This window comes from Nonomuraea roseoviolacea subsp. carminata (assembly GCF_024172185.1).
Lineage (GTDB): Bacteria > Actinomycetota > Actinomycetes > Streptosporangiales > Streptosporangiaceae > Nonomuraea > Nonomuraea roseoviolacea.
This window is the reverse complement of the sequence record NZ_JAMZEC010000001.1, coordinates 1,207,843-1,226,539: the sequence shown is the minus strand read 5'-3', so window position 1 is coordinate 1,226,539 and position 18,697 is coordinate 1,207,843. Positions and strand designations below refer to the sequence as shown.

The following is an 18,697-nucleotide window of genomic DNA, read 5'->3' as shown; positions in this document are numbered from 1 at the left end:
CGGCTCCTTCGCTCATGAACCGGCCACGAACCGGTGACGGTGCTCGTCGCCCTTGCCGAGGAGGTTCAGCTCGAAGGTGAACCCCTGCTCGAACCGGTAGCTCCGCTTGACGTCCACGGGGTCGATGCCGTTCAGCGACTCCTTGGCCAGCCGGATCACGCACGGGTCCTTGTCGGCGATGCGCCCGGCCACCTCCATCGCGGCGTCCGTCAGCGCCTGGCGCGGCACCACGTCCAGCACCGAGCCGAACGCCAGCAGCTCGGCGGCCGTCACGTTGCGGCAGGTGTACACCATGGCCCGCATGAGGTGCGCCGGGACGAGCCGGGCGAGGTGCGTCGCCGCGCCGAGCGCCCCGCGGTCCACCTCGGGCAGCCCGAAGTAGGCGTCGTCGGAGGCCACGACGACGTCCGCGTTGCCGGCCAGCCCGATGCCGCCGCCCAGGCAGAAGCCGTGGACCGCGGCCACCACCGGCACGGGACAGTCGTAGACGGCGGCGAAGGCGGCGTGGCAGCCCCGGTTGGCCCCGACGAGCGCCTGGTGGCCGTCGGCGGACTGCATCTCCTTGATGTCCACGCCCGCGTTGAACCCGCGTCCCTCGGCGCGAAGGACGACGACCCGGGTCACGGGGTCCCGCCCGGCGTCGTGGAGGGCGTCGGCGAGGTCGTGCCAGTGCCGTACGGCGAGGGCGTTGACCGGCGGGACGTCCATGACGACCTCGGCGATCGGGCCGGCGCGCAGCGTGATTCCCATCCCACTCCCGGAGTGCTCGCCTCGCTTGCTTCGTCCCGCGCTTGCTTTGTCCTAGCGCTTGCTTGGTACGGTAGCACCCGTGACCGTGACTTACGACTACGCGGGCAAGGTCGTCCTCGTGACGGGCGGGACCAAGGGGATCGGCGCGGGCATCGCCAGGGCCCTCCAGGAGGCGGGCGCCACGGTCGTCGTCTGCGCCCGCACCCCGCCGGCCGGGGGCACGGGGATCGCGGTCGCCGGGGGCGACAGGGGCGCGGAGAGCTCGCGGCGGGCGGCCGTGCCTCCCATCCGGTTCGTCCGGGCCGATGTACGGGATCCCGAGGACGTCGCCCGCCTGATCTCGGGGTTCGACCGGCTGGACGTCGTCGTCAACAACGCGGGGGGCTCGCCCCACGCGCCCCTGGACGGCACCTCGCCCCGGCTGCACGCCCGCGTCATCGAGCTCAACCTGACGGCGCCCCTGCTGGTGTCACAGCGGGCGTACCCGCTGCTGAAGGCGTCGGGCGGGGCCGTCATCATGATCGGCAGCGCGAGCGGCACCCGTCCCTCGCCCGGCACCTCCGCGTACGGGGCCGCCAAGGCCGGCCTGCACCACCTGGCGCGCTGCCTCGCGGCGGAGTGGGCGCCGGAGGTGCGGGTCAACTCGGTGGTGGTCGGCCTGGCGGCCACGGAGAACGCCGAGGACCACTACGAGGGCGGCCGCGCGGCCGCCGAGGCCACGATCCCGGCGGGCCGCATGGCGACCCCGGAGGACGTGGCGCGGGTGTGCCTGTGGCTCGGCAGCCCCGGATACGTGACGGGGGCGGAGATCCAGGTCCACGGGGGAGGCGAGACACCGGCGTGGCGCTGGACCGGGCGCCCCTCGACACCGTGACGTCCGCGGACGGCGGAGACGCCGGGTCAGCGGACGGCGGAGACGCCGGGTCAGCGGACGGTGGAGCGGGCGGTGGGGGCGAGGCGGAACCGCTGCGGCGGACCCGCCACGCGTCCCTCCAGCAGGGACACCTCCTCCTCCAGGGCTTCACGCGCCTTCTCCAGGTCCTCCTCCCGCTCGAACCGGGCGAGCCAGACGAAGACGTCCTCGCCGGTCCGTACGGGGAGGGCGGGAAAGGTGTTGGGGGAGTGCTCGGTCTCGAAGCACGCGACCGGCGCCGCGCCGGCGCCCGCGAGCACGGGGGCGACGCGCTCGGCGAAGAAGGCGGGGAACCCTGCCGCATCCCCCGCGACGTGGTGAACGGTCGCGAGGTAGAGGGACCGCGGAAGAGCGACGGCCCCCGCGGGAGGTGGCGTCGCGGCCGGGAACGGATCGTTCGCGGTGCCGGGACGGCCGGAGGGGCCCTGAGGGTGCGCCGGGGAGTCACCGCCGTCGGCGGCGGCGGACGAGGCGACGGGGCGGAGAAGCAGGACGTCGTCGGAGTCGATCATCGTCGCGTTGGCCGCCTCGCGGTGGGCCTTCCAGACGGGGCCGCCGTAGAACGTGGCCAAGGCCACCCGCCGAGCCTCCATGTCAGGAAATTTCCGCATCCAGCAGAAGATGTCTGGCGCGTCCAGGTCGCGGAACAGGCCGGCCAGCCCGATGCCCGCCGCTTCCTGCGACTCGACGAACTCGCGCTCGAACAACTCGATCAGTGTGTCGCGCCGCCCGGGGTGCAGGGTGTAGCGCCGAAGCTCGTAGATCATGCGGGTGACGGTAGGAGGGGCCGACTGACACCTTGTGTCAGTGAACGGAAGACCCGAGCAAAGTTCTGATCACTCTATGCTATGGATCAGTAACGCATCGTTATAGGATCGGTCCCGTCAGTCACCGCCCGTCCACCGGCGAAGGAGCCGTACCCACGTGATCAAGAGTCTGAGCGCCGCCTGCGCCATGACGGCGGCCGCCGCGCTCACCCTGCTGGCCGCCCCGGCGAGCGCCGACACCTGGACCGACAACTGGAGCCGCAACGTCGACTCCGCGCAGTCCGGCAACACCTTCGGCGACGTCGCCGCGTCCAATCGCGGCTGGGGCCGCTCCACCAGCGTCAACAACGTCAACGGTGTCGCGACGACAGCCACCCAGGGCAGCACCGTCATCACCTACGTCTTCTACTGATCGCGGTGGGCCCTCCTGCCACCGCCTTCCCGCTGACCGGGCGCACTGACCGGGCGCACCGACCGGGCGCACCGACCGGGCGCGCGCCCTGCCGGTCCGCCGGCCTCCCATCCCAGCTTCCATCAGCCCACCCCGTCCCCTCCGAGCCTGCTCCGTCCGGGGCCTGATCGGCCGAACTCCGACGTCCGCCCCCATCCCGGCGCACGATGCCGCCTGCCGCTCCCTTCCCGGCAGGCCGCCCATGCCTGCCATTCCCTCCCGGGCAGGCAGCCCCTTCCGGGAGCTCCTCCGCCGGAGAGGCTCTCCCCCGGTGGGCCTCTCTCTCCCTGGGCCCTCATCCCCCGGGGGGTTCTTCTCCGGCGGACGGCTCCACCCTCATCCCTGAGCATCCCTGAGCCATCCGGCACCGCCGACAACCTCGAACCCAAGGAGACCCGCATGAAGAAGCTCTGCGCCACCGGCCTCGTCGTGGCCGCCGCCGGGGCCGCGCTCGCCACGGCCGCGAGCCTGGCCGCCGTCCCCGCCGGCGCCGACACGGCCGTCTCCGACTCCAGCTCCAACCGCGAGTCCTCCCAGTCGGGCAACATCTTCGGCACCATCACGGTCCAGAACAGAGGCACCGGCGCCTCCACCAACGTCACCTCGGTCAACGCCAACACCTCCACCGCCGCCCGCCGCAGCGGCGCGGCCGTGAGTAACCAGGTCGACTAGCGCGAGAGCCCGGCCGGTGCCCGTGAGGAGACCTCATCCGGACGACGACCCCCGGGAGGCGGGCCCCTCCCCGCCTCTCGGGCCGCCCGGGCGGTGGGCCGTACCATCGTCGCCGTGACTACCTGTGCATATGTGACGTTTGACGACAAAGACGACCATGACGACGAGCGTGAGGTCGTCCTGGCCGCCTGGAGGGAGGAGGGCATCGACGGGCGCGCCGAGCGCTGGGACGACCCCGCCGCCGACTGGGCGGCCTACGACGCCGTGGTCGTGCGCTCCGCGTGGGACTACGTCTCCCGGCGCGACGAGTTCCTCGCCTGGGCCCGGCGGGTCGAGGAATGCACGAAGCTGCTCAACCCCGCGTCCGTGCTGGCCGACAACACCGACAAGACGTACCTGCGCCGTCTGGACCTCCCCGTCGTGCCCACGCACTGGTCGGCGGAGGGCCTGCCCGACTGGCAGGAGTACGTCGTCAAACCGGCGATCTCGGCGGGCGCCCGCGACACCATCAGGACCACCGACCGCGCCGAGGCCGCCGCGCACGCCGCCTGGCTGGAGGCGTCCGGACGCACGCCCATGGTCCAGCCCTACCTCGACATGGTCGAGTCCGAGGGCGAGACCTCGCTGCTGTACTTCAACCGCCGCTTCAGCCACGCCGTCCGCCGCACCCCCATGCTGTCACCGGGCAAGTCGGGCGCCGATCACGTGCGGGCGCAGCTCCGCACCCCGGACCCGGACCAGGTCGAACTCGCCGAGAAGGTGCTTGCCGCCATCCCCCAAGCCCTTCTGTACGCGCGGATCGACCTGGTCCGGCTGCCCGACGGCACCCCGGTGGTGATCGAGCTGGAGCTCACCGAGCCGTACCTGTTCCTGCGCTACGAGCCGCAGGCGCCCCGCAACCTGGCCAGGGCGCTGCGCGAGCTGCTCTGACGCGACCGTCACACGCCGGGGAGCCGGCCGTTGCGGAAGAGGTCGACGAAGGTCTGGTGGTCGGCCCGCGCCTGGGTCCCGTACCGGTGCGCGAAGTCCACCAGCATGCCGACGAACCCGGCGCCGTCGTCGCCCACCACCGCCACGATCGACTCCTCGGTCGAGAAGTCCACGAGGTCGTGGCTGGACTCGTCGTCGGCGACGGCGTGCATGCGCGCCACCGCCCGGCCCAGGTCGCGCACGATCGAGTCCAGCTCGGCCGGCTCGTTGACGTCGTCCCAGTCGAGGTCGGCGGAGTACGGCGAGACCTCGGCCACCATCTGCCCCACGCCGCCCAGCGTGGTGTAGCCGAGCCACGGGTCGGCGTACGCCTGCAGCGCCCGCTGCGACTCGGCCGTGCGGTGCCCCTGGTGCAGGAAGTAGCCGGTCACCTTCTCGTCGGTGATGTACCGCGCCACGGCCGGCACCTGGGCCTGCTTCATGTAGAGGATGACGTCGTTCTCCAGCGCCTGGGAGCGCCCCTCCAGCAGCAGGTTGTACGAGGGCAGCCCGGCCGACCCGATGCCGACCCCCTTGCGCAGCGCCACGTCCTTGATGACGTGCTCGACGGAGGTCGTCTGCGCGGGCAGTGTGGTCAGGTAGTCCTCGAACGCGGCGAGCACGGCCGAGCGGACGTCCGGGTCGACGGGCTCCCGCCCCTCCATGATCGCGAAACGCCGGTCGTAGTCGTCGATGACGGTCTCCACGTCCAGCATCGCCACCCGGGTCCGCAGCCGCGCCGTCTGGAGCACCCGGTGCAGGACGCCGGTCGTGCTGCCGAGCGTGAGCGAACCGATCGCGTCGTCGCCGCCCCGGGCGATGGCGGTCAGCTCGTCCAGGTACGAGAGGGCGAAGCCGCGCACGAGCGCGGTGATCACCTCGTCCGACAGCGCCTTGGCGTACCCGATGAGCGCCACGCTCGCGGCGAAGCGCTTGAGGTCCCAGGTGTACGGGCCGACGTACGCCTCGTCGAAGTCGTTGACGTTGAAGACGAGCACGCCGGAGGCGTTCATGTAGGTGCCGAAGTTCTCGGCGTGCAGGTCACCGTGGATCCAGACCCGGCTGGTGGGCCCGTCCAGGTAGGAGTCGTCGGCGAAGTCGCCGGTGAGGTCGGCGTAGAACAGGCTCGCGCTGCCACGGTAGAACGCGAACGGCGAGGCGGCCATCTTGCGGAACTTGCGCCGGAACGCGGCCGGGTCGCGCTTGATCGACTCGCCGAACTCCGTGGTGAGAACGTCGAGCAGGAAGGAGGAGCGGGTTGCCATACACCGGACAGTAGGGCGTCCCCGCCCCCGCCGCCTAGGTTGTCAGGGGTGCAGTCGCGCCCGGTCAGGAGGCCCGTCCGGGCTTCGCCCGCCGCTCCGGGGGCAGCAGCCGCGTCCCCGTGACGACCAGCGGCACGATCACCGTCACCAGCACGCCGCACAGCACCGCGGCGGGCCCCCACAACACCTCGGCGCCCGGCACCGGCCACGCCATGGGCAGGCGCCACGCCAGCAGCAACAGCCCCGCCGCCGCCAGGGCGAGGCGCGCCGAGGGAGCCCACCCGCGGCGCAGGGCGACGATGCCCGCCACGGCGCACGCCACGGTCGCGATCCCGTCGGGAGAGAGCAGGGACGACAGGGCCAGGAGCGGTTCGAACGCCGAGTCCCACGGCACAGGCGCCCACGACAGCAACACCAACGGCAGGGTCGCGGCCACCGGTGGCAGGAGGAGGCGCCACGGGCGGACCGTTGCCGGCGCCTCGGCGTGAAAGCCCGCCAGCAGGGCGAGCGGCGGCACCGACGCCATGAGCGCGGCGGGCGGCGCGGCCAAGGTGAGCTGGACGGCCGGCCCGGCGCCGATCAGCAGGAGCGAGACCGCTCCCGCCGCGGCGGCCACGACCTTGGCCGGACCGGTGAAGCCGCGCATGGCGGCCGCGAACGCGACGATCCAGAGCACGTCCGCCACCACCGGGATCGGCGAGGTGGCGGCGCCTGGGGTGGGGAGGTGCGCGGCGGCCGCGGCCGCCCGTCCCACGAGGCCGTAAACCCCCAGCATCGCCTGGAAGGCCAGGCCGAGCAGCGCCACGAGCCGGACCGTCTCGCCCCAGGCGGCGGCCCGCGCGCCGGCGCCGCCGAGCCGCACCCGCACCGCGAGGGCGGCCACGCTGGCGAGCTCGCCCCATCGCGGCCGAGGCCCGCGCTCGTCGGGCACGTCGCCGGACATCTCCAGGAACGCCGCCACCATCTCCTCCTCCCGCTCGGCCCGATAGGAGGCGGGCAGGAGCCGCAACGCGGCACGGTAGCGACGCTCCAGCAGCACGGGCTCGGAATCGTCCACGCGTTCCTCCAGATGCTCGGTCGACGACGACTCGGCGGCGGTCATGCGGGACCTCCCGCCGGCCGGGTGGACAGTCCTCGCGCCCGCAGGCGGGAACGCGCGGCGGCCGCGTTGGCGGCCAGCCGGGCGGCCTCCTCCTCCAGGATCCGGGCGCCGTCGTCGGTCAGCCGGTAGTAGCGCCGCAGCCGCCCCCGCCAGACCTCCTCGCGGTCGAGCTCGACCAGCCCGTCGCCGGCGAGCCGGTCCAGCACGCCGTACAGGCTGCCGATCTTGAGCTGCACCCGCCCGCCGGACAGGCGCTCGACCTCCTGGACGATGCCGTAGCCATGCCGGGGCTCGTCCACCAGCGCGGTGAGGGCGAGGAACATGGGTTCCGTGACGTTCACGTGCTCACTATATCCTGCGAGACAGGATATGGTGAGGGTCAGGGGTGCTGGGACGACACCGACACGACCTCGCCCGTCATGTACGACGCGTAGTCGCTGGCCAGGAAGACGATGACGTTGGCCACCTCCCACGGCTCCGCCGAGCGCCCGAACGCCTCGCGCGCCGTCAGCTCGGCCAGTACCTCCTCGCTGGTCACCTTCGCCAGGAACGGGTGGACGGCCAGCGACGGCGCCACCGCGTTGACCCGCACGCCGTCCCCGGCCGCCTCCATCGCGACGCACCGGGTCAGCGCCATGACACCGGCCTTGGCTGCCGCGTAGTGCGCCTGCCCGCGCTGCGCCCGCCAGCCGACGACCGAGGCGTTGTTGACGATGACGCCCGACCCCTGGGCGGACATCCGGCGCAGCGCCGCCCTGGTGCAGCGCATGGTGCCGGTCAGGGTCACGTCGATGACCGCGTGCCACTGCTCGTCCGTCATCGCGGCCAGCTCGACCGTCCCGCCCAGCCCGGCGTTGTTGACGAGCACGTCCAGCCGCCCGTGCCGCCGCTCGACCGCCTCGAACAGCCCGTCCACCTGCTCCTGCGAGGTCACGTCGCACGGCACGGCCAGCGGCTTCACGCCGGTCAGCTCGGCCAGCGCCTCGGCGGCCTCGCCCAGGCGCCGCTCGTGCCGGTCGGACACGACGACGACGGCGCCCTCCTCGGCGCAGCGCCGGGCGGTCGCGTAGCCGATGCCGGCCCCCGCCGCGGCCGTCACGAGCGTGACCTTGCCGTCGAGCAGGCCGTGCGCCCGCGGGTAGAGCGGTCTCATCGTGCTCCCGTCTCCGGAGGACTACTGCCGGGGCAGGCCCAGCGTCCGCTCGGCGATGATCGTGCGCTGGATCTCGCTGGACCCGGCATAGATGGTGTCGGCGCGGCTGAACAGGTAGAGCCGCTGCAGGTCGTTCAGCTCGCCCTCGGGGGCGACGAGCCCCGCCCGGCCCTGGACGGCCTGGGCCAGCTCGCCGAGCCTGCGGTGCCACTCCGACCAGTAGAGCTTGCCGATCGACGCCTCCGGCCCCGGGTCGGGCCGCATCGTGCGCAGCGCGTTCAGCCGCATGATCCGCAGCTCCAGCCAGGCCCGCACCAGCCGGTCGCGCAGCACCGGGTCCTCGGCCGCCCCCGTGCGCCGCGCCGTCTCGATGACCTTGTCCAGCTCCCGCCGGAACCCGATCTGCTGCCCCAGCGTGGACGCGCCGCGCTCGTGGGCGAGCGTCGCCATGGCCACCCGCCAGCCGTCGCCGGGCGCGCCGACGACGTTGGCGGCGTCGGTGACCGCGCCGTCGAAGAACACCTCGTTGAACTCCGACGTGCCGGTCATCTGGACGATCGGCCGCACCTCGACGCCGGGCTGCCGCATCGGGACCAGCAGGTACGAGAGGCCGCGGTGCCGCTGGGAGCCCGGCTCCGTACGGCAGAGCACGAAGCACCAGTCGGCCACGTGGGCCAGCGACGTCCACACCTTCTGCCCGTCGACGACCCACCGGCCGCCCACCAGTTGCGCGCGGGTGCGCACGCCGGCCAGGTCGGAGCCCGCGTCCGGCTCGGAGTAGCCCTGGCACCACAGCTCCTCGCCGCGCTGGATGGGCGGCAAGAACCGGGCCTTCTGCTCATCCGTGCCGAATCGCAGGAGGGTGGGGCCGAGCAGCCCTTCGCCGATGTGGCCCACGCGGGCCGGGGCGTCGGCCCGGGCGTACTCCTCGTGGAAGGCCACCTGGTCGGCCAGGGACGCCGCGCGCCCGCCGTACCGTTCGGGCCAGGCCAGGCAGGTCCAGCCCGCCGTGCCGAGGTGGCGCTCCCAGGCCAGCCGGATCTCGTGCCCCTCGTGCTCGCGGCCGGGCCCGCCGAGGCCGCGCGCGCCGGCGAACGGGCCGGTCAGGTTCTCCTCCAGCCAGGCCCGCGCCTGCTCACGCAGGCCCGACGAAGCCCCCGTACCCGCCGCGGCCTGCTCACGCAGGCTCAACGAAGCCTCCGTACCCGCCGCGGAAGAACACCAGCGGACCGCCGTCGGCGTGGACGTCGAGCTGGAGCACCCGGGCGACCACGATCATGTGGTCGCCGGCGGGATGCTCGGCCTCGACCACGCAGTCGATCCAGGCCAGCGCCCCGTCCAGCACGGGGTTGCCGCCGGGGGAGCCGGTCCACTTCAGCCCGGCGAACTTGTCGCCGCCCCTGGCCGCCATCTGCGCGCACACCGGCTGCTGGTGCTCGGACAGCACGTTCACGGTCACCACCTCGGCGTCCCGCACGCGCGGCCAGCTCGTGCTGGTGTGCGCCACGCAGAACGCGACGAGCGGCGGCTCCAGCGACACCGACGTGAACGAGTTGGCCGCCAGCCCGCACGGGCCGCCCGTCGCCGGGTCGAGCGCGGTGATCGCCACCACGCCGGTGGCGAACCGTCCGAGCACCTGGCGGAACCGTAAGGCGTCGAGATGGCCGTTCGCGCTCTGGGGAACAGGGCCGTTGGGCATGGCGGCTCCGTGGAGGGTCCTGCGCTGGTAGGGCGTGGGACGGCCGGCACAGCCGTCCGGCGCGACCAGCCGGGCAGCGTGAGTGCTCATCGTGTGGCCTCCTTCGTCCGCCTGACGGACTCTATCTTACCAAGCGCTTGCTTGGACGGTAGGCGCGGGGCGGAAAGCCTGTCAAGCCGCCCCGCCCCGCGGGCGTCGTTGACATGGTCGCGACGGGCGGCCTAGCGTGGACTGATGGCCAAGCGCTTGCTTGATTTCCGGGATCGTACGGCCGTCGCCGGCGTGGGCTACACGCCCTTCACCAAGGACTCGGGCGTCAGCACCCTCACGCTGGCCTGCCGCGCCGTGCTGTCCGCCCTGGACGACGCCGGGCTCGGCCCCGGCGACGTGGACGGCCTGGCCACCCACCGCGTCGGCGACTCGGCGCCGCCCACGCTGGTCGGGCCCGCCCTCGGCATCCGCGACCTGAGCTGGCACCTCGACCAGTTCGGCGGGGGCAGCGTCTCCCACGCCGTCGTCGGCCAGGCCGCGCTGGCCGTGGCCGCCGGCGTGGCCGAGACCGTGGTCTGCTACCGCGCGATCAACGCCCGCTCGGAGTTCCGCATGGGCGGCACCGGCCGCGCCCTGCCCGCCAGCCCCGAGGTGCAGTACCAGGCGCCGTACGGCCTGTTCGCGCCCCCGCAGCAGTACGCGATGTACGCCCGCGCCCACATGCTGAAGTACGGCACCACGGCCGAGCACTTCGGCCGGCAGGCCGTCACCCAGCGCGCCAACGCCGTCAAGAACCCCCGAGCCCTCATGCGCGCGCCCATCACGCTCGACGACTACCTCGCCAGCCGGTGGATCGCCGAGCCGTTCCGGCTGCTCGACTGCTGCCTGGAGACCGACGGCGCCTGCGCGCTGGTCGTCACCACCGCCGAGCGGGCCCGCGACCTGCGCCGGCCGCCCGTGCTCGTCTCGGCCGCCGCCTGGGGCGGTGGGGAGAGCCACCTGTCGGGCGGGCCCGCCGACCCCACCACCACGGCCGCCGCCGCCCTCGCTCCCCGCCTGTACGGCCAGGCCGGCCTCGGCCCGCGCGAGGTGGACGTGGCCCAGATCTACGACTGCTTCACGTACTCGGTGATCGTCCAGTTGGAGGACTACGGGTTCTGCCCGAAGGGCGAGGGCGGGCCGTACGTGGCCTCGGGCGCCACGGCCCTGGACGGTGAGCTGCCGGTCAACACCCACGGCGGCTTCCTGTCGGAGGGCTACGTCCACGGCATGAACCACGTCGCCGAGGCCGTCTCGCAACTGCGCGGCGACGCGGGGGACCGGCAGGTGCCGGGCGCGGAGGTGGCGCTGTCGACGGCCCAGCCCGGCTACGTCCTGCCCGCGACGTCGGCGCTGATCCTCAGGAAGGACTGATCGCATGCGCCCGGTGTTCCAGGTGACGACGGACCGCGACTCGGCCCCGTGGTGGGAGCGGACCGGGCGGGGGGAGTTCGCGGTGCAGCGGTGCGACGCCTGCGGCCGCGCGCGCCTGCCGGCCAGGGCGTTCTGCCCGGCCTGCCGGACCGAGCGGTGGCACTGGGAGGCGGCCGAGCCCGAGGGGACCGTGGAGAGCTGGATCGTCAACCACCAGGCGTTCGGGGCGGGCGGCGGCGAGCCGTACGTGGTGGTCATGGTGCGGCCGGCCGCCGTGCCGGACTGCCTGCTGCACGGCGGGTGGCGGGCGGCCCGCGAGCCGGTCGGCGGGGAGCGGGTCAGGGGCGTGTTCACGCCGGGGGCCGGGGGGCTCACGCTCGTCGACTGGGAGCCCGCCGGGGAGTGAACGGCCGCCCGCGGGGCCGTGAGGGCCGTCAGGGGCTCTTCGGAGCAGGGAACGGAACGCGCGCCCTGGCGGGCGTGGGGGACCCGCCAGGACGCGCTTCCAGCCCCATGCGCGGCGACGCCAGGACTCCGGCGAGGGATGGAGTCCTAGATCGATGGTTCGCGCACGGAGTCGGTGGGGGAGTGCGAGGACTCCTGTCGCCGGCAACGCACGGTCGGCCTGGTCGGTACGGGACTGCCATTCCGGGTGTCCGAGCAGGGAAGACCGAACGTATGGCGGCGCACCGCGTAACGCAGTAAACGTGGTGCATCGTCTGGGTCTTGCCAGGGCAGGTATGGCGTACCCGCGTGGACCGGCGACACCGGCCCTCACCCCCTCCCGGGCCTTTCGATGGATTTGTACCAACGAATGGATGATGCGGCTGTCGGGGCCCTTTGGTCAAGGGGTTGTGGCCTGCTAGAACCAGATCGTCTAAATTGTTGGCACAATAAGGGGTGAAAGTGGCAAGGTCGGTGCTGTACCAGCAGGTGGCTTCCGAACTACGGAAGGCCATCTACTCCGGTGTACTCGGTCCCGGGGCGCAGCTGCCGACCGAGGCCCAGCTCATGGAGGACCATGGGGTGAGCCGCAACACCGTCCGGCTGGCTCTCGGGGAGCTGGTCAACGAGGGACTGGTCACCCGCACCCCGCGCCGCGGCACGATCGTCCGGGATCGCCGGCCGCTGCTCATCTACCCGCAGCGAGAGCTGGAACCCCAGCCCAGCGGCGAACTGCGCGAGGCCTTCGCCTTCGCCGTCACGCAGGAGGGCCGCGAGCCCAGCCAGCTCATCGAGGTGCTGACGGTCACGCCCGTCGAGGAGATCGCCAGCCGCCTGGAGCTGGCCGACGGGGAGCTCGCCGTGGTGCGCCGGCGGCTCCGCTTCGTGGACGGGCAGCCGTACAACACCAACGACTCCTACTTCCCCCGGGATTTGGTGGCCAACTCGGAAATCGCCAGGCCAGGCGACATCGCGCGAGGGGCGAACCGTGTTCTGGAGGAGCTCGGCCACGAACAAGTTCGCGTGATTGACGACATTTGGGCGCGAATGCCCAACCAAGAGGAAGCTGAACGGCTTCAATTGGAACTGGGCACGCCAGTTGTCGTGTATGTCCGAGTTGGTTACGACAGGGCTGATATGCCGGTGCGTGTCGCGGTCTCGGTGCTACCCGCCGACAAGCACTTGATCAGATACGAGCTCGACCGCCGCTAGTCGAGCTCCGTTGGGGGTGATCCCGCCGGCGGCCCGCCGCGAGTAATCCGGCCTCGCAGGGCTAGGGGAGTTGCGCGTACTCCCCAAGACCTATTTATGCGCATATATGCGTACATATCGCCTTTAATCACCTATGCCGAGCTCGTGCGCCACAGCATCATCACTGTGCGCTGTCGTTCGGACACCCAACGCATCGAAAGGGCGAACCATGCACTCCAGCACCGTCTCCGGCACCACGGCCCCCTTCTCCGCCTCCTTCTCCGGCTCCTCCTTCGCCTCGGCCACCCTCCTCCACCCGCTGGCACTGCGCCGGGCCGACCGCTCCGACCTCCAGGGCGTGCTCACCCTCCTCGCCGACACCGCCGAGTGGCTGCACTCCAAGGGGGTGAGCCAGTGGCCGCGGGGCGGCTTCGGCCCCGAGCGCATCGAGCCGCTGATCGAGGAGCGCGTGCTGTACCTGCTGGACGACGAGCTGCGCTACCTCGACCCGGACGAGGACGTCCCGCCGGTCGCCACCATCGCCCTGGACGACCACGCCGACCCCGAGTTCTGGACCCCCGGCGACGACCCCGGCGCCGCCCTGTACGTCCACAAGCTCGCGGTGGCCCGGCCCTGGGCCGGGACGGGCCTCGGCGACGCCCTGCTGGACTGGGCGGGCGCCACGGCGTGGGCCTCCGGGCGCCGCTGGCTGCGGCTCGACTGCGCCAAGCGCAACCCGGGCCTGCAGGACTACTACCGGCGGCGCGGCTTCCACCACGTCCGCACCGTGGACCTCCCGCACCGCGCCTCGGGCGCCCTCTTCCAGCGGCCCGCGGAGGACACCCTGGTCGCCGCCTTCCGCGACCTCACCCTCCCCGAGCTCATCGGCGCCTGAGGGTCTCCTCGCCGGGCGGGCTCCAGGCGAGGTCAAGTGGGGCGTAACGGGCTTTCGGGGCTTCCCCTGATGAAAGGGGTAGAGCACCCGATAACCTCTCCTCATGACCGGATCCCTCCTTGAGGTGATCGCGCTGGACGTGCGCGACGCCGTGGCCGCCGAGCGAGGCGGCGCCGACCGCGTCGAGGTCGTCGCCGACATGGCGGCGGACGGGCTCACCCCGTCGCCGGAGACCGTCGCCGCCATCGCGGCCGAGTGCCCGCTGCCCCAGATGGTCATGCTGCGCCTCGACGCGACGTTCACGGCCGGGCCCGAGACGCTCGACCGGCTGCGCCGCGCCGCCAAGGAGCTGGCCCAGGCGGGCGCGGCCGGCTTCGTCTTCGGGTTCCTCGACGGGGACGGCGCCGTGGACCTGGCCGCCACGGAGGCGCTCATCCACGCCGTCTCGCCGCTGCCCTGGACGTTCCACCGGGCGGTGGACCACGCGGCCGACGTGCAGGCCGCCTGGCGGGCCGTGCGGCTGCTGCCGAACCTCGCGACCGTCCTGACCTCGGGCGCGCCCACCGGCGTGGCCGACGGGCTGCCGGTGCTCAAGAGCCGCGCCGAGGCCGGCGACGGCTCGATCATCATGGCCGGCGGCGGGCTCAAGGCGCCCCACGTGCCGGCCCTGCTCGACTACGGCGTGCGCGCCTTCCACGTCGGCTCGGCCGTACGGGAGAGCTGGTCGGAGCCCGTGGACCCGCGGCTGGTCCAGCGGTGGCGCGCCCTCGTCGACCGCGACTGAAGCCCTCAGGGAGGGGCCGTCAGGACAGGGCGGCGTCCGCGCGGGCCAGGGCCGCCGCCAGCGTCCTGATCGTGGCGGGCTCGTCCATGACCCCGCCACCGGCCGCGCGCCGCTCCTCCCAGGCCCGCACCCGCTCCCGGTACGCGTCGTACGTCGCCAGATGGAAGGCGTAGACCGTCGCGAACCGGCTCACCAGGTGCGAGGGGTGCATGTCCCACCCCTGGTGGAACCCGTGGGCCAGGGAGTGCCGCACCAGCTCCGCGTGCCGCCGCCACAGCGCCCGCACGTCCGCCGCCGCGTCCGAGGCCGGCGCGGCCGCCAGCGACCCGTCCGACAGCTCCACCCCCGTCCCCGCGAACGCCGTCAGCATGACGTGCCGGGCGTGGTCGCAGGCCGGATGGTCGAGCCGCTGCTCGCGCGGCGGCAGGCCGATCGCCGCCGTGTAGTCGAACACCCCGAAGTGCGCCGCGGCCAGCCTGCCCTCCAGCCGCTCCGCGAGGTCGCCCCGCAGGAACGCCAGCGTCTGCGGCGCCTCCACCTGCGCCTCGAAGCGCAGCCGCAACTCGGCCCGGCCGCCGAGCCCGCGCTCCAGCCCGCGTTCGAGCCGGGCCAGCAGGTCGGCGAACGCCGGCAGGTACTCCTCCATCAGCACTTTCGGAAAGGTGACCACGAATCCCGGCGGAAGCCCGCCGCACCGCTGCGTCACCTCGGTGAGGAAACCGTCCAGCGTGCGCGCCGAGCGCGCCGGGTCGCCGTCGGCGAACGACTTCACCCGCAGCCCCCAGCGTCGCGGCAGCGTCCCCGCCGCCCGCATCCGCGCGACCGCCTCGGCGGCCCGCACGGCGTCCGCGTCCTCCTCCTCGCCGGGCCGCGCGCCGTAGCCGTCCTCGAAGTCGATCCGCAGGTCCTCGACCGGCTCGCGGCCGAGCTTGCGCAGCACCCGCTCGTGCACGGCCGGCGCCAGCGCCTCCGGCACCCCGAACACGTCCGCGACCTCGGCGGGACCGGCCAGGTGCGCCCGCGCCAAAGCCAGGGCGCGCCCGCCCCAGTCCGCGACCGTGCCGGCCTCGAACCGGTCGGCCGGCACGTACACGGTGTGCACCGGCTGCCACCCGGGCCGCCACGCGGGGTCGGCGCCGGGATAGCGCGCCCGCTGGGTCCGCAGGGCCTCCTCGAATCCGGACAGCGGCACGTCTCCCATGGTCACCCGCATGTCCTGCACCCTAGCCGCACCCGGCGGGCGCCGGTCAGGGACGGCAGGCGCGCAGCATGGCCTCCAGGCCGGGCAGCTTGACCCGCTCGCCGCGGCCGAGCGCGCCGCCCAGATCGGCCTCGGCCGCCTCGATCGCCAGCCACTCCTCGTAGGTGACGGGCCGCACCCCGCGCTCGGCCAGGAGCGTGTCGAGGTCGGTCTTCAGCTCGTGCTCACGGCCCGCGAGGTCGGCCAGCAGCGTGCGGACGGTCTCGGCGGCGTCGGACTTGTTCGTGCCGATCACCCCGGTCGGGCCGCGCTTGAGCCAGCCCGCCACGTACTCCCGCTCGCGCACCCGCCCCGCCTCGTTCGGCACGGTCATGGTCTCCATCGAGAACGGCACGTCCGCCAGCGGCACGCTCTGGTAGCCGACGGAGCGCAGCACCATCCCCACCGGCAGCGTCTCGAACTCGCCGGTGCCCTGCACGCGCCCCTCCGGCGTCAGGCGGGTGCGTTCGAGCCGCAGCCCCTCGACCCGGTCGCCGCCGAGGATCTCCACGGGACGCAGCCAGAACCGCACGTCCAGGCGGCGCGGGCGCCCCTGCGGCACCCGTTCCGACCACGAGCGCAGCACCTCGATGTTGCCGCGCACCTGGCGCGGGTAGTCGCCGCCGAGCACGACGGCCTCCTCCGGGCGCACGCACACGTCGGCGTTGGCCAGCTCCCCCAGCTCGCGCAGCTCCTTGAGGGTGAACTTGGCGTGCTCCGGCCCGCGCCGGCCGATCATGTGGATGGCCTTGACCTGGCTGGCGCGCAGGCGTTCGAGCACCTCGTGCGGCACGTCCGTCGCGCTCAGCTCGGCGGCCGTCTTGGCCAGGATCCGCACCACGTCCACGGCCACGTTGCCGACGCCGATGACCGCCACCTCGGAGCTGTCGAGGGAGAACCGGCCGGCGTCCACGTCGGGGTGGCCGCAGTACCAGTTCACGAAGTCGGTGGCCGCGACGCTGCCCGGCAGGTCCTCGCCGGGGATGCCGAGCCGCCGGTCCACCATGGCGCCCGTGGCGTACACGACGGCGTCGTAGGCGCTCAGCAGGTCGCTCACGGACACGTCGGCGCCGAGCGTGACACCGCCGAGAAAGCGCACCTGGGGCAGCTCCAGCACCCGCCGCAGGTAGCCGGCGATGGACTTGATCGAGGTGTGGTCGGGCGCGACGCCGTACCTGACCAGCCCGTACGGCGTGGGCAGCCGTTCGAGCACGTCGATCTCGACCGGCTCCGACGACTGCTTGACCAGGGCCTCGGCCGTGTAGATCCCGGCGGGACCCGATCCGATGACCGCCACGCGCAACGCCACGTCGCCTCCCTGCGACGGCGACCGCGCGGCCCGGGCACGTCGTCCGGCCGGCATCGCCGCCTCGTGGCGATTGTTACCCGGACGGGCGCCTATGACAGCCTCTTTTCGGGCTCGGAGTCCTCCTGTGTCGCGCGGGCCCGCAGCGCCAGCTTGTCGATCTTGCCGTTGGCGTTGGCGGGAAGGGCGTCCACCACGACGATCCGCCTGGGCACCTTGTAGTTGGACATGTTCTCCTTCGCCCAGGCCAGCAGCGCCGCCGGGTCCACGTCGGCGCCGGGACGCGGCACGACGTACGCGCGGCCCGCCTCGCCGGAGACGGGGTCGGGCACCCCCACCACGGCGGCCTGCGCCAGCGAGCCCTCGCGCAGCAGCAGCGACTCGACCTCGGCGGGGGAGACGTTGAAGCCGTTGACGATGTAGAGCTCCTTCTTGCGGTCCACGATCGCGAGGTTGCCGGCCTCGTCGAGCACGCCGACGTCGCCCGTGTGCAGCCACCCGTCCGCGTCGACCACCTCGGCGGTCCGCTCCGGCTCGTCCCAGTAGCCGCGCATCACGCCGTAGCCGCGTTGCAGGATCTCCCCCCGCTCGCCGGCCGCGACGTCCTCGCCCGCCTCGTCCACGATCCTGACCTCGATGCCGGGCACCGCCCGCCCGGTGGTGGCGGCCACCACCCCGACCGGGTCGCCGGCCCGCGTCATGGAGACGACCGTGCCCTCCATCAGCCCGTACGCGTTGATCACACGCTCCACGCCGACCTGCTCGACCAGCCGGGTGATGAGCGACGGCGGGACGGCGGCGGCCCCGCAGATGGCCACGCGCAGCGACGAGACGTCCCACGCGCCCCGGTCCAGCTCGTCCAGCAGCCGGTGGAACAGCGTGGGCGGCCCGGCCAGGACACTGATCCGGCCGGAGGAGACGAGCTCCATCAGCCCGTCGGGCGTGAACACCGGGACCGGCAGCATCGTGGCCCGCCGCAGCACGCAGGCGAGCAGCCCGGCGTTCAGACCGAAGCCGTGGCTGAACGGCGCGATGACCGGGTAGCGGTCGTCCTCGCGCAGGGTGACGATCTCGGCCCAGTCCCAGTAGCCGCGCAGCACCTGGGCGTGGTCCAGCATGACGCCCTTGGGCGTGCCGGTGGTGCCGGAGGTGGACATGATCTCGCACAGGTCGTCGGGGCGTACGGCCAGGGCCCGCCGCTCGGCGGCGTCCGGCGCGACCTCCTCGCCCTGTTCCCGCAGCTCGGCGACCGTGAGCCGCCCGGGACCGGGCTTCTTCCCGGGCGGAGAGGGGACGGGGACCACCGCGTGGAGCAGGCCGGTGCCCGGCGGCAGGAGGTCCGCCAGGACCGTGTGCCCCGCCCCCTCGCCCGTGATCAGCACCCGGGCGCCGGTCTTGCGGATCATCGCCGCCGCCTCCAGCCCCTTGGCCCGGGAGGACAGCGGCACGACGACCGCGCCGGCGCACCAGACGCCGAAGGCGTGGACCACCCAGGACGGGTCGTTCACGCCCCACAGCGCGACCCGGTCGCCCGGGCCGACGCCGAGGGCCATCAGGCCCCGCGCCACCCGCGTGGCCTCGCCGAGCAGCTCCGCCATGCTCATGCGCGTCGCCTCGCCGGCCACGACGACCGCGTCGGGGTGCCGGGCGGCCTGGTCGCGCAGCATGCGGGGGATCGTCCCCCAGTCGGGC

The 18,697-nt window shown here is 73.3% G+C and carries 20 protein-coding genes; 9 read left to right on the top strand and 11 right to left on the bottom strand.

The window, feature by feature from the left end; all coding sequences use genetic code 11:
* Positions 1–12: 12 nt before the first annotated feature.
* Positions 13–750 (bottom strand): enoyl-CoA hydratase family protein, encoded by a 738-nt coding sequence (locus tag HD595_RS05585; protein ID WP_253766241.1) that lies wholly within the window; start codon positions 748–750, stop codon positions 13–15.
* 79 nt (positions 751–829) lie between these two features.
* Here HD595_RS05585 and HD595_RS05580 point away from each other — a divergent pair, with 79 nt between their 5' ends.
* A complete protein-coding gene (locus tag HD595_RS05580) occupies positions 830–1,624 on the top strand; it encodes an SDR family oxidoreductase (RefSeq protein WP_253766239.1) in 795 nt (264 codons plus the stop codon).
* Positions 1,625–1,674: 50 nt separating this feature from the next.
* Here HD595_RS05580 and HD595_RS05575 read toward each other — a convergent pair whose 3' ends face one another.
* On the bottom strand, positions 1,675–2,430 hold the full coding sequence (locus HD595_RS05575) for an NIPSNAP family protein (protein WP_253766237.1): 756 nt from the start codon (positions 2,428–2,430) through the stop codon (positions 1,675–1,677).
* 157 nt (positions 2,431–2,587) lie between these two features.
* Here HD595_RS05575 and HD595_RS05570 point away from each other — a divergent pair, with 157 nt between their 5' ends.
* The 3 genes from HD595_RS05570 to HD595_RS05560 all read left to right on the top strand — a co-directional run bounded on the left by HD595_RS05570 (position 2,588) and on the right by HD595_RS05560 (position 4,483).
* Positions 2,588–2,842 (top strand): hypothetical protein, encoded by a 255-nt coding sequence (locus HD595_RS05570; RefSeq protein ID WP_253766235.1) that lies wholly within the window; start codon positions 2,588–2,590, stop codon positions 2,840–2,842.
* Positions 2,843–3,280: 438 nt separating this feature from the next.
* Positions 3,281–3,553, top strand: coding sequence for a hypothetical protein (locus HD595_RS05565; protein ID WP_253766233.1), 273 nt, complete (start codon positions 3,281–3,283; stop codon positions 3,551–3,553).
* Positions 3,554–3,667: 114 nt separating this feature from the next.
* Entirely contained in the window at positions 3,668–4,483 is an 816-nt protein-coding gene (locus HD595_RS05560) for an ATP-grasp domain-containing protein (RefSeq protein ID WP_253766231.1), read from the top strand.
* An 8-nt stretch (positions 4,484–4,491) separates the two neighbouring features.
* On the opposite strand, the gene HD595_RS05555 is transcribed toward HD595_RS05560, so the two are convergent.
* The 6 genes from HD595_RS05555 to HD595_RS05530 form a co-directional block, all read right to left on the bottom strand.
* A complete protein-coding gene (locus HD595_RS05555) occupies positions 4,492–5,787 on the bottom strand; it encodes a DUF2252 domain-containing protein (protein WP_253766229.1) in 1,296 nt (431 codons plus the stop codon).
* Between the two features lie 64 nt (positions 5,788–5,851).
* A complete protein-coding gene (locus tag HD595_RS05550) occupies positions 5,852–6,889 on the bottom strand; it encodes a hypothetical protein (RefSeq protein ID WP_253766227.1) in 1,038 nt (345 codons plus the stop codon).
* Positions 6,886–7,230, bottom strand: a complete 345-nt coding sequence (locus tag HD595_RS05545) for a PadR family transcriptional regulator (RefSeq protein ID WP_253766225.1) — start codon at positions 7,228–7,230, stop codon at positions 6,886–6,888. Before HD595_RS05545 ends, HD595_RS05550 begins: the two co-directional genes overlap by 4 nt.
* 38 nt (positions 7,231–7,268) lie before the next feature.
* The gene (locus tag HD595_RS05540; protein WP_253766223.1) at positions 7,269–8,042 is read right to left on the bottom strand and encodes an SDR family oxidoreductase; all 774 of its coding nucleotides are present in this window, start codon (positions 8,040–8,042) and stop codon (positions 7,269–7,271) included.
* A gap of 21 nt (positions 8,043–8,063) precedes the next feature.
* Positions 8,064–9,233: an acyl-CoA dehydrogenase family protein gene (locus HD595_RS05535; protein WP_420540690.1), complete on the bottom strand. Its 1,170-nt coding sequence runs from the start codon at positions 9,231–9,233 to the stop codon at positions 8,064–8,066.
* A complete protein-coding gene (locus tag HD595_RS05530; RefSeq protein WP_425566418.1) occupies positions 9,220–9,831 on the bottom strand; it encodes a flavin reductase family protein in 612 nt (203 codons plus the stop codon). Before HD595_RS05530 ends, HD595_RS05535 begins: the two co-directional genes overlap by 14 nt.
* 144 nt (positions 9,832–9,975) lie before the next feature.
* Between HD595_RS05530 and HD595_RS05525 the strand changes: the two genes are divergently transcribed.
* The 5 genes from HD595_RS05525 (at position 9,976) to HD595_RS05505 (ending at position 14,459) form a co-directional block, all read left to right on the top strand.
* On the top strand, positions 9,976–11,145 hold the full coding sequence (locus HD595_RS05525) for a thiolase C-terminal domain-containing protein (protein WP_253766220.1): 1,170 nt from the start codon (positions 9,976–9,978) through the stop codon (positions 11,143–11,145).
* Between the two features lie 4 nt (positions 11,146–11,149).
* Positions 11,150–11,551: a Zn-ribbon domain-containing OB-fold protein gene (locus HD595_RS05520; protein ID WP_253766218.1), complete on the top strand. Its 402-nt coding sequence runs from the start codon at positions 11,150–11,152 to the stop codon at positions 11,549–11,551.
* A gap of 512 nt (positions 11,552–12,063) precedes the next feature.
* Positions 12,064–12,801: a GntR family transcriptional regulator gene (locus HD595_RS05515; RefSeq protein ID WP_253766216.1), complete on the top strand. Its 738-nt coding sequence runs from the start codon at positions 12,064–12,066 to the stop codon at positions 12,799–12,801.
* Positions 12,802–13,009: 208 nt separating this feature from the next.
* The gene (locus tag HD595_RS05510) at positions 13,010–13,675 is read left to right on the top strand and encodes a GNAT family N-acetyltransferase (RefSeq protein ID WP_253766214.1); all 666 of its coding nucleotides are present in this window, start codon (positions 13,010–13,012) and stop codon (positions 13,673–13,675) included.
* 103 nt (positions 13,676–13,778) lie between these two features.
* Positions 13,779–14,459, top strand: coding sequence for a copper homeostasis protein CutC (locus tag HD595_RS05505; protein ID WP_253766212.1), 681 nt, complete (start codon positions 13,779–13,781; stop codon positions 14,457–14,459).
* 19 nt (positions 14,460–14,478) lie between these two features.
* Here HD595_RS05505 and HD595_RS05500 read toward each other — a convergent pair whose 3' ends face one another.
* From HD595_RS05500 to HD595_RS05490, 3 genes are read right to left on the bottom strand one after another with little or no spacing between them, the layout of a single operon-like run.
* Positions 14,479–15,672 (bottom strand): DUF6986 family protein, encoded by a 1,194-nt coding sequence (locus tag HD595_RS05500; protein ID WP_253766210.1) that lies wholly within the window; start codon positions 15,670–15,672, stop codon positions 14,479–14,481.
* A 34-nt stretch (positions 15,673–15,706) separates the two neighbouring features.
* The gene (locus HD595_RS05495) at positions 15,707–17,062 is read right to left on the bottom strand and encodes an FAD-dependent oxidoreductase (RefSeq protein ID WP_420540689.1); all 1,356 of its coding nucleotides are present in this window, start codon (positions 17,060–17,062) and stop codon (positions 15,707–15,709) included.
* A gap of 35 nt (positions 17,063–17,097) precedes the next feature.
* Positions 17,098–18,672, bottom strand: a complete 1,575-nt coding sequence (locus tag HD595_RS05490; RefSeq protein ID WP_253781063.1) for an AMP-binding protein — start codon at positions 18,670–18,672, stop codon at positions 17,098–17,100.
* Between the last annotated feature and the right edge of the window lie 25 nt (positions 18,673–18,697).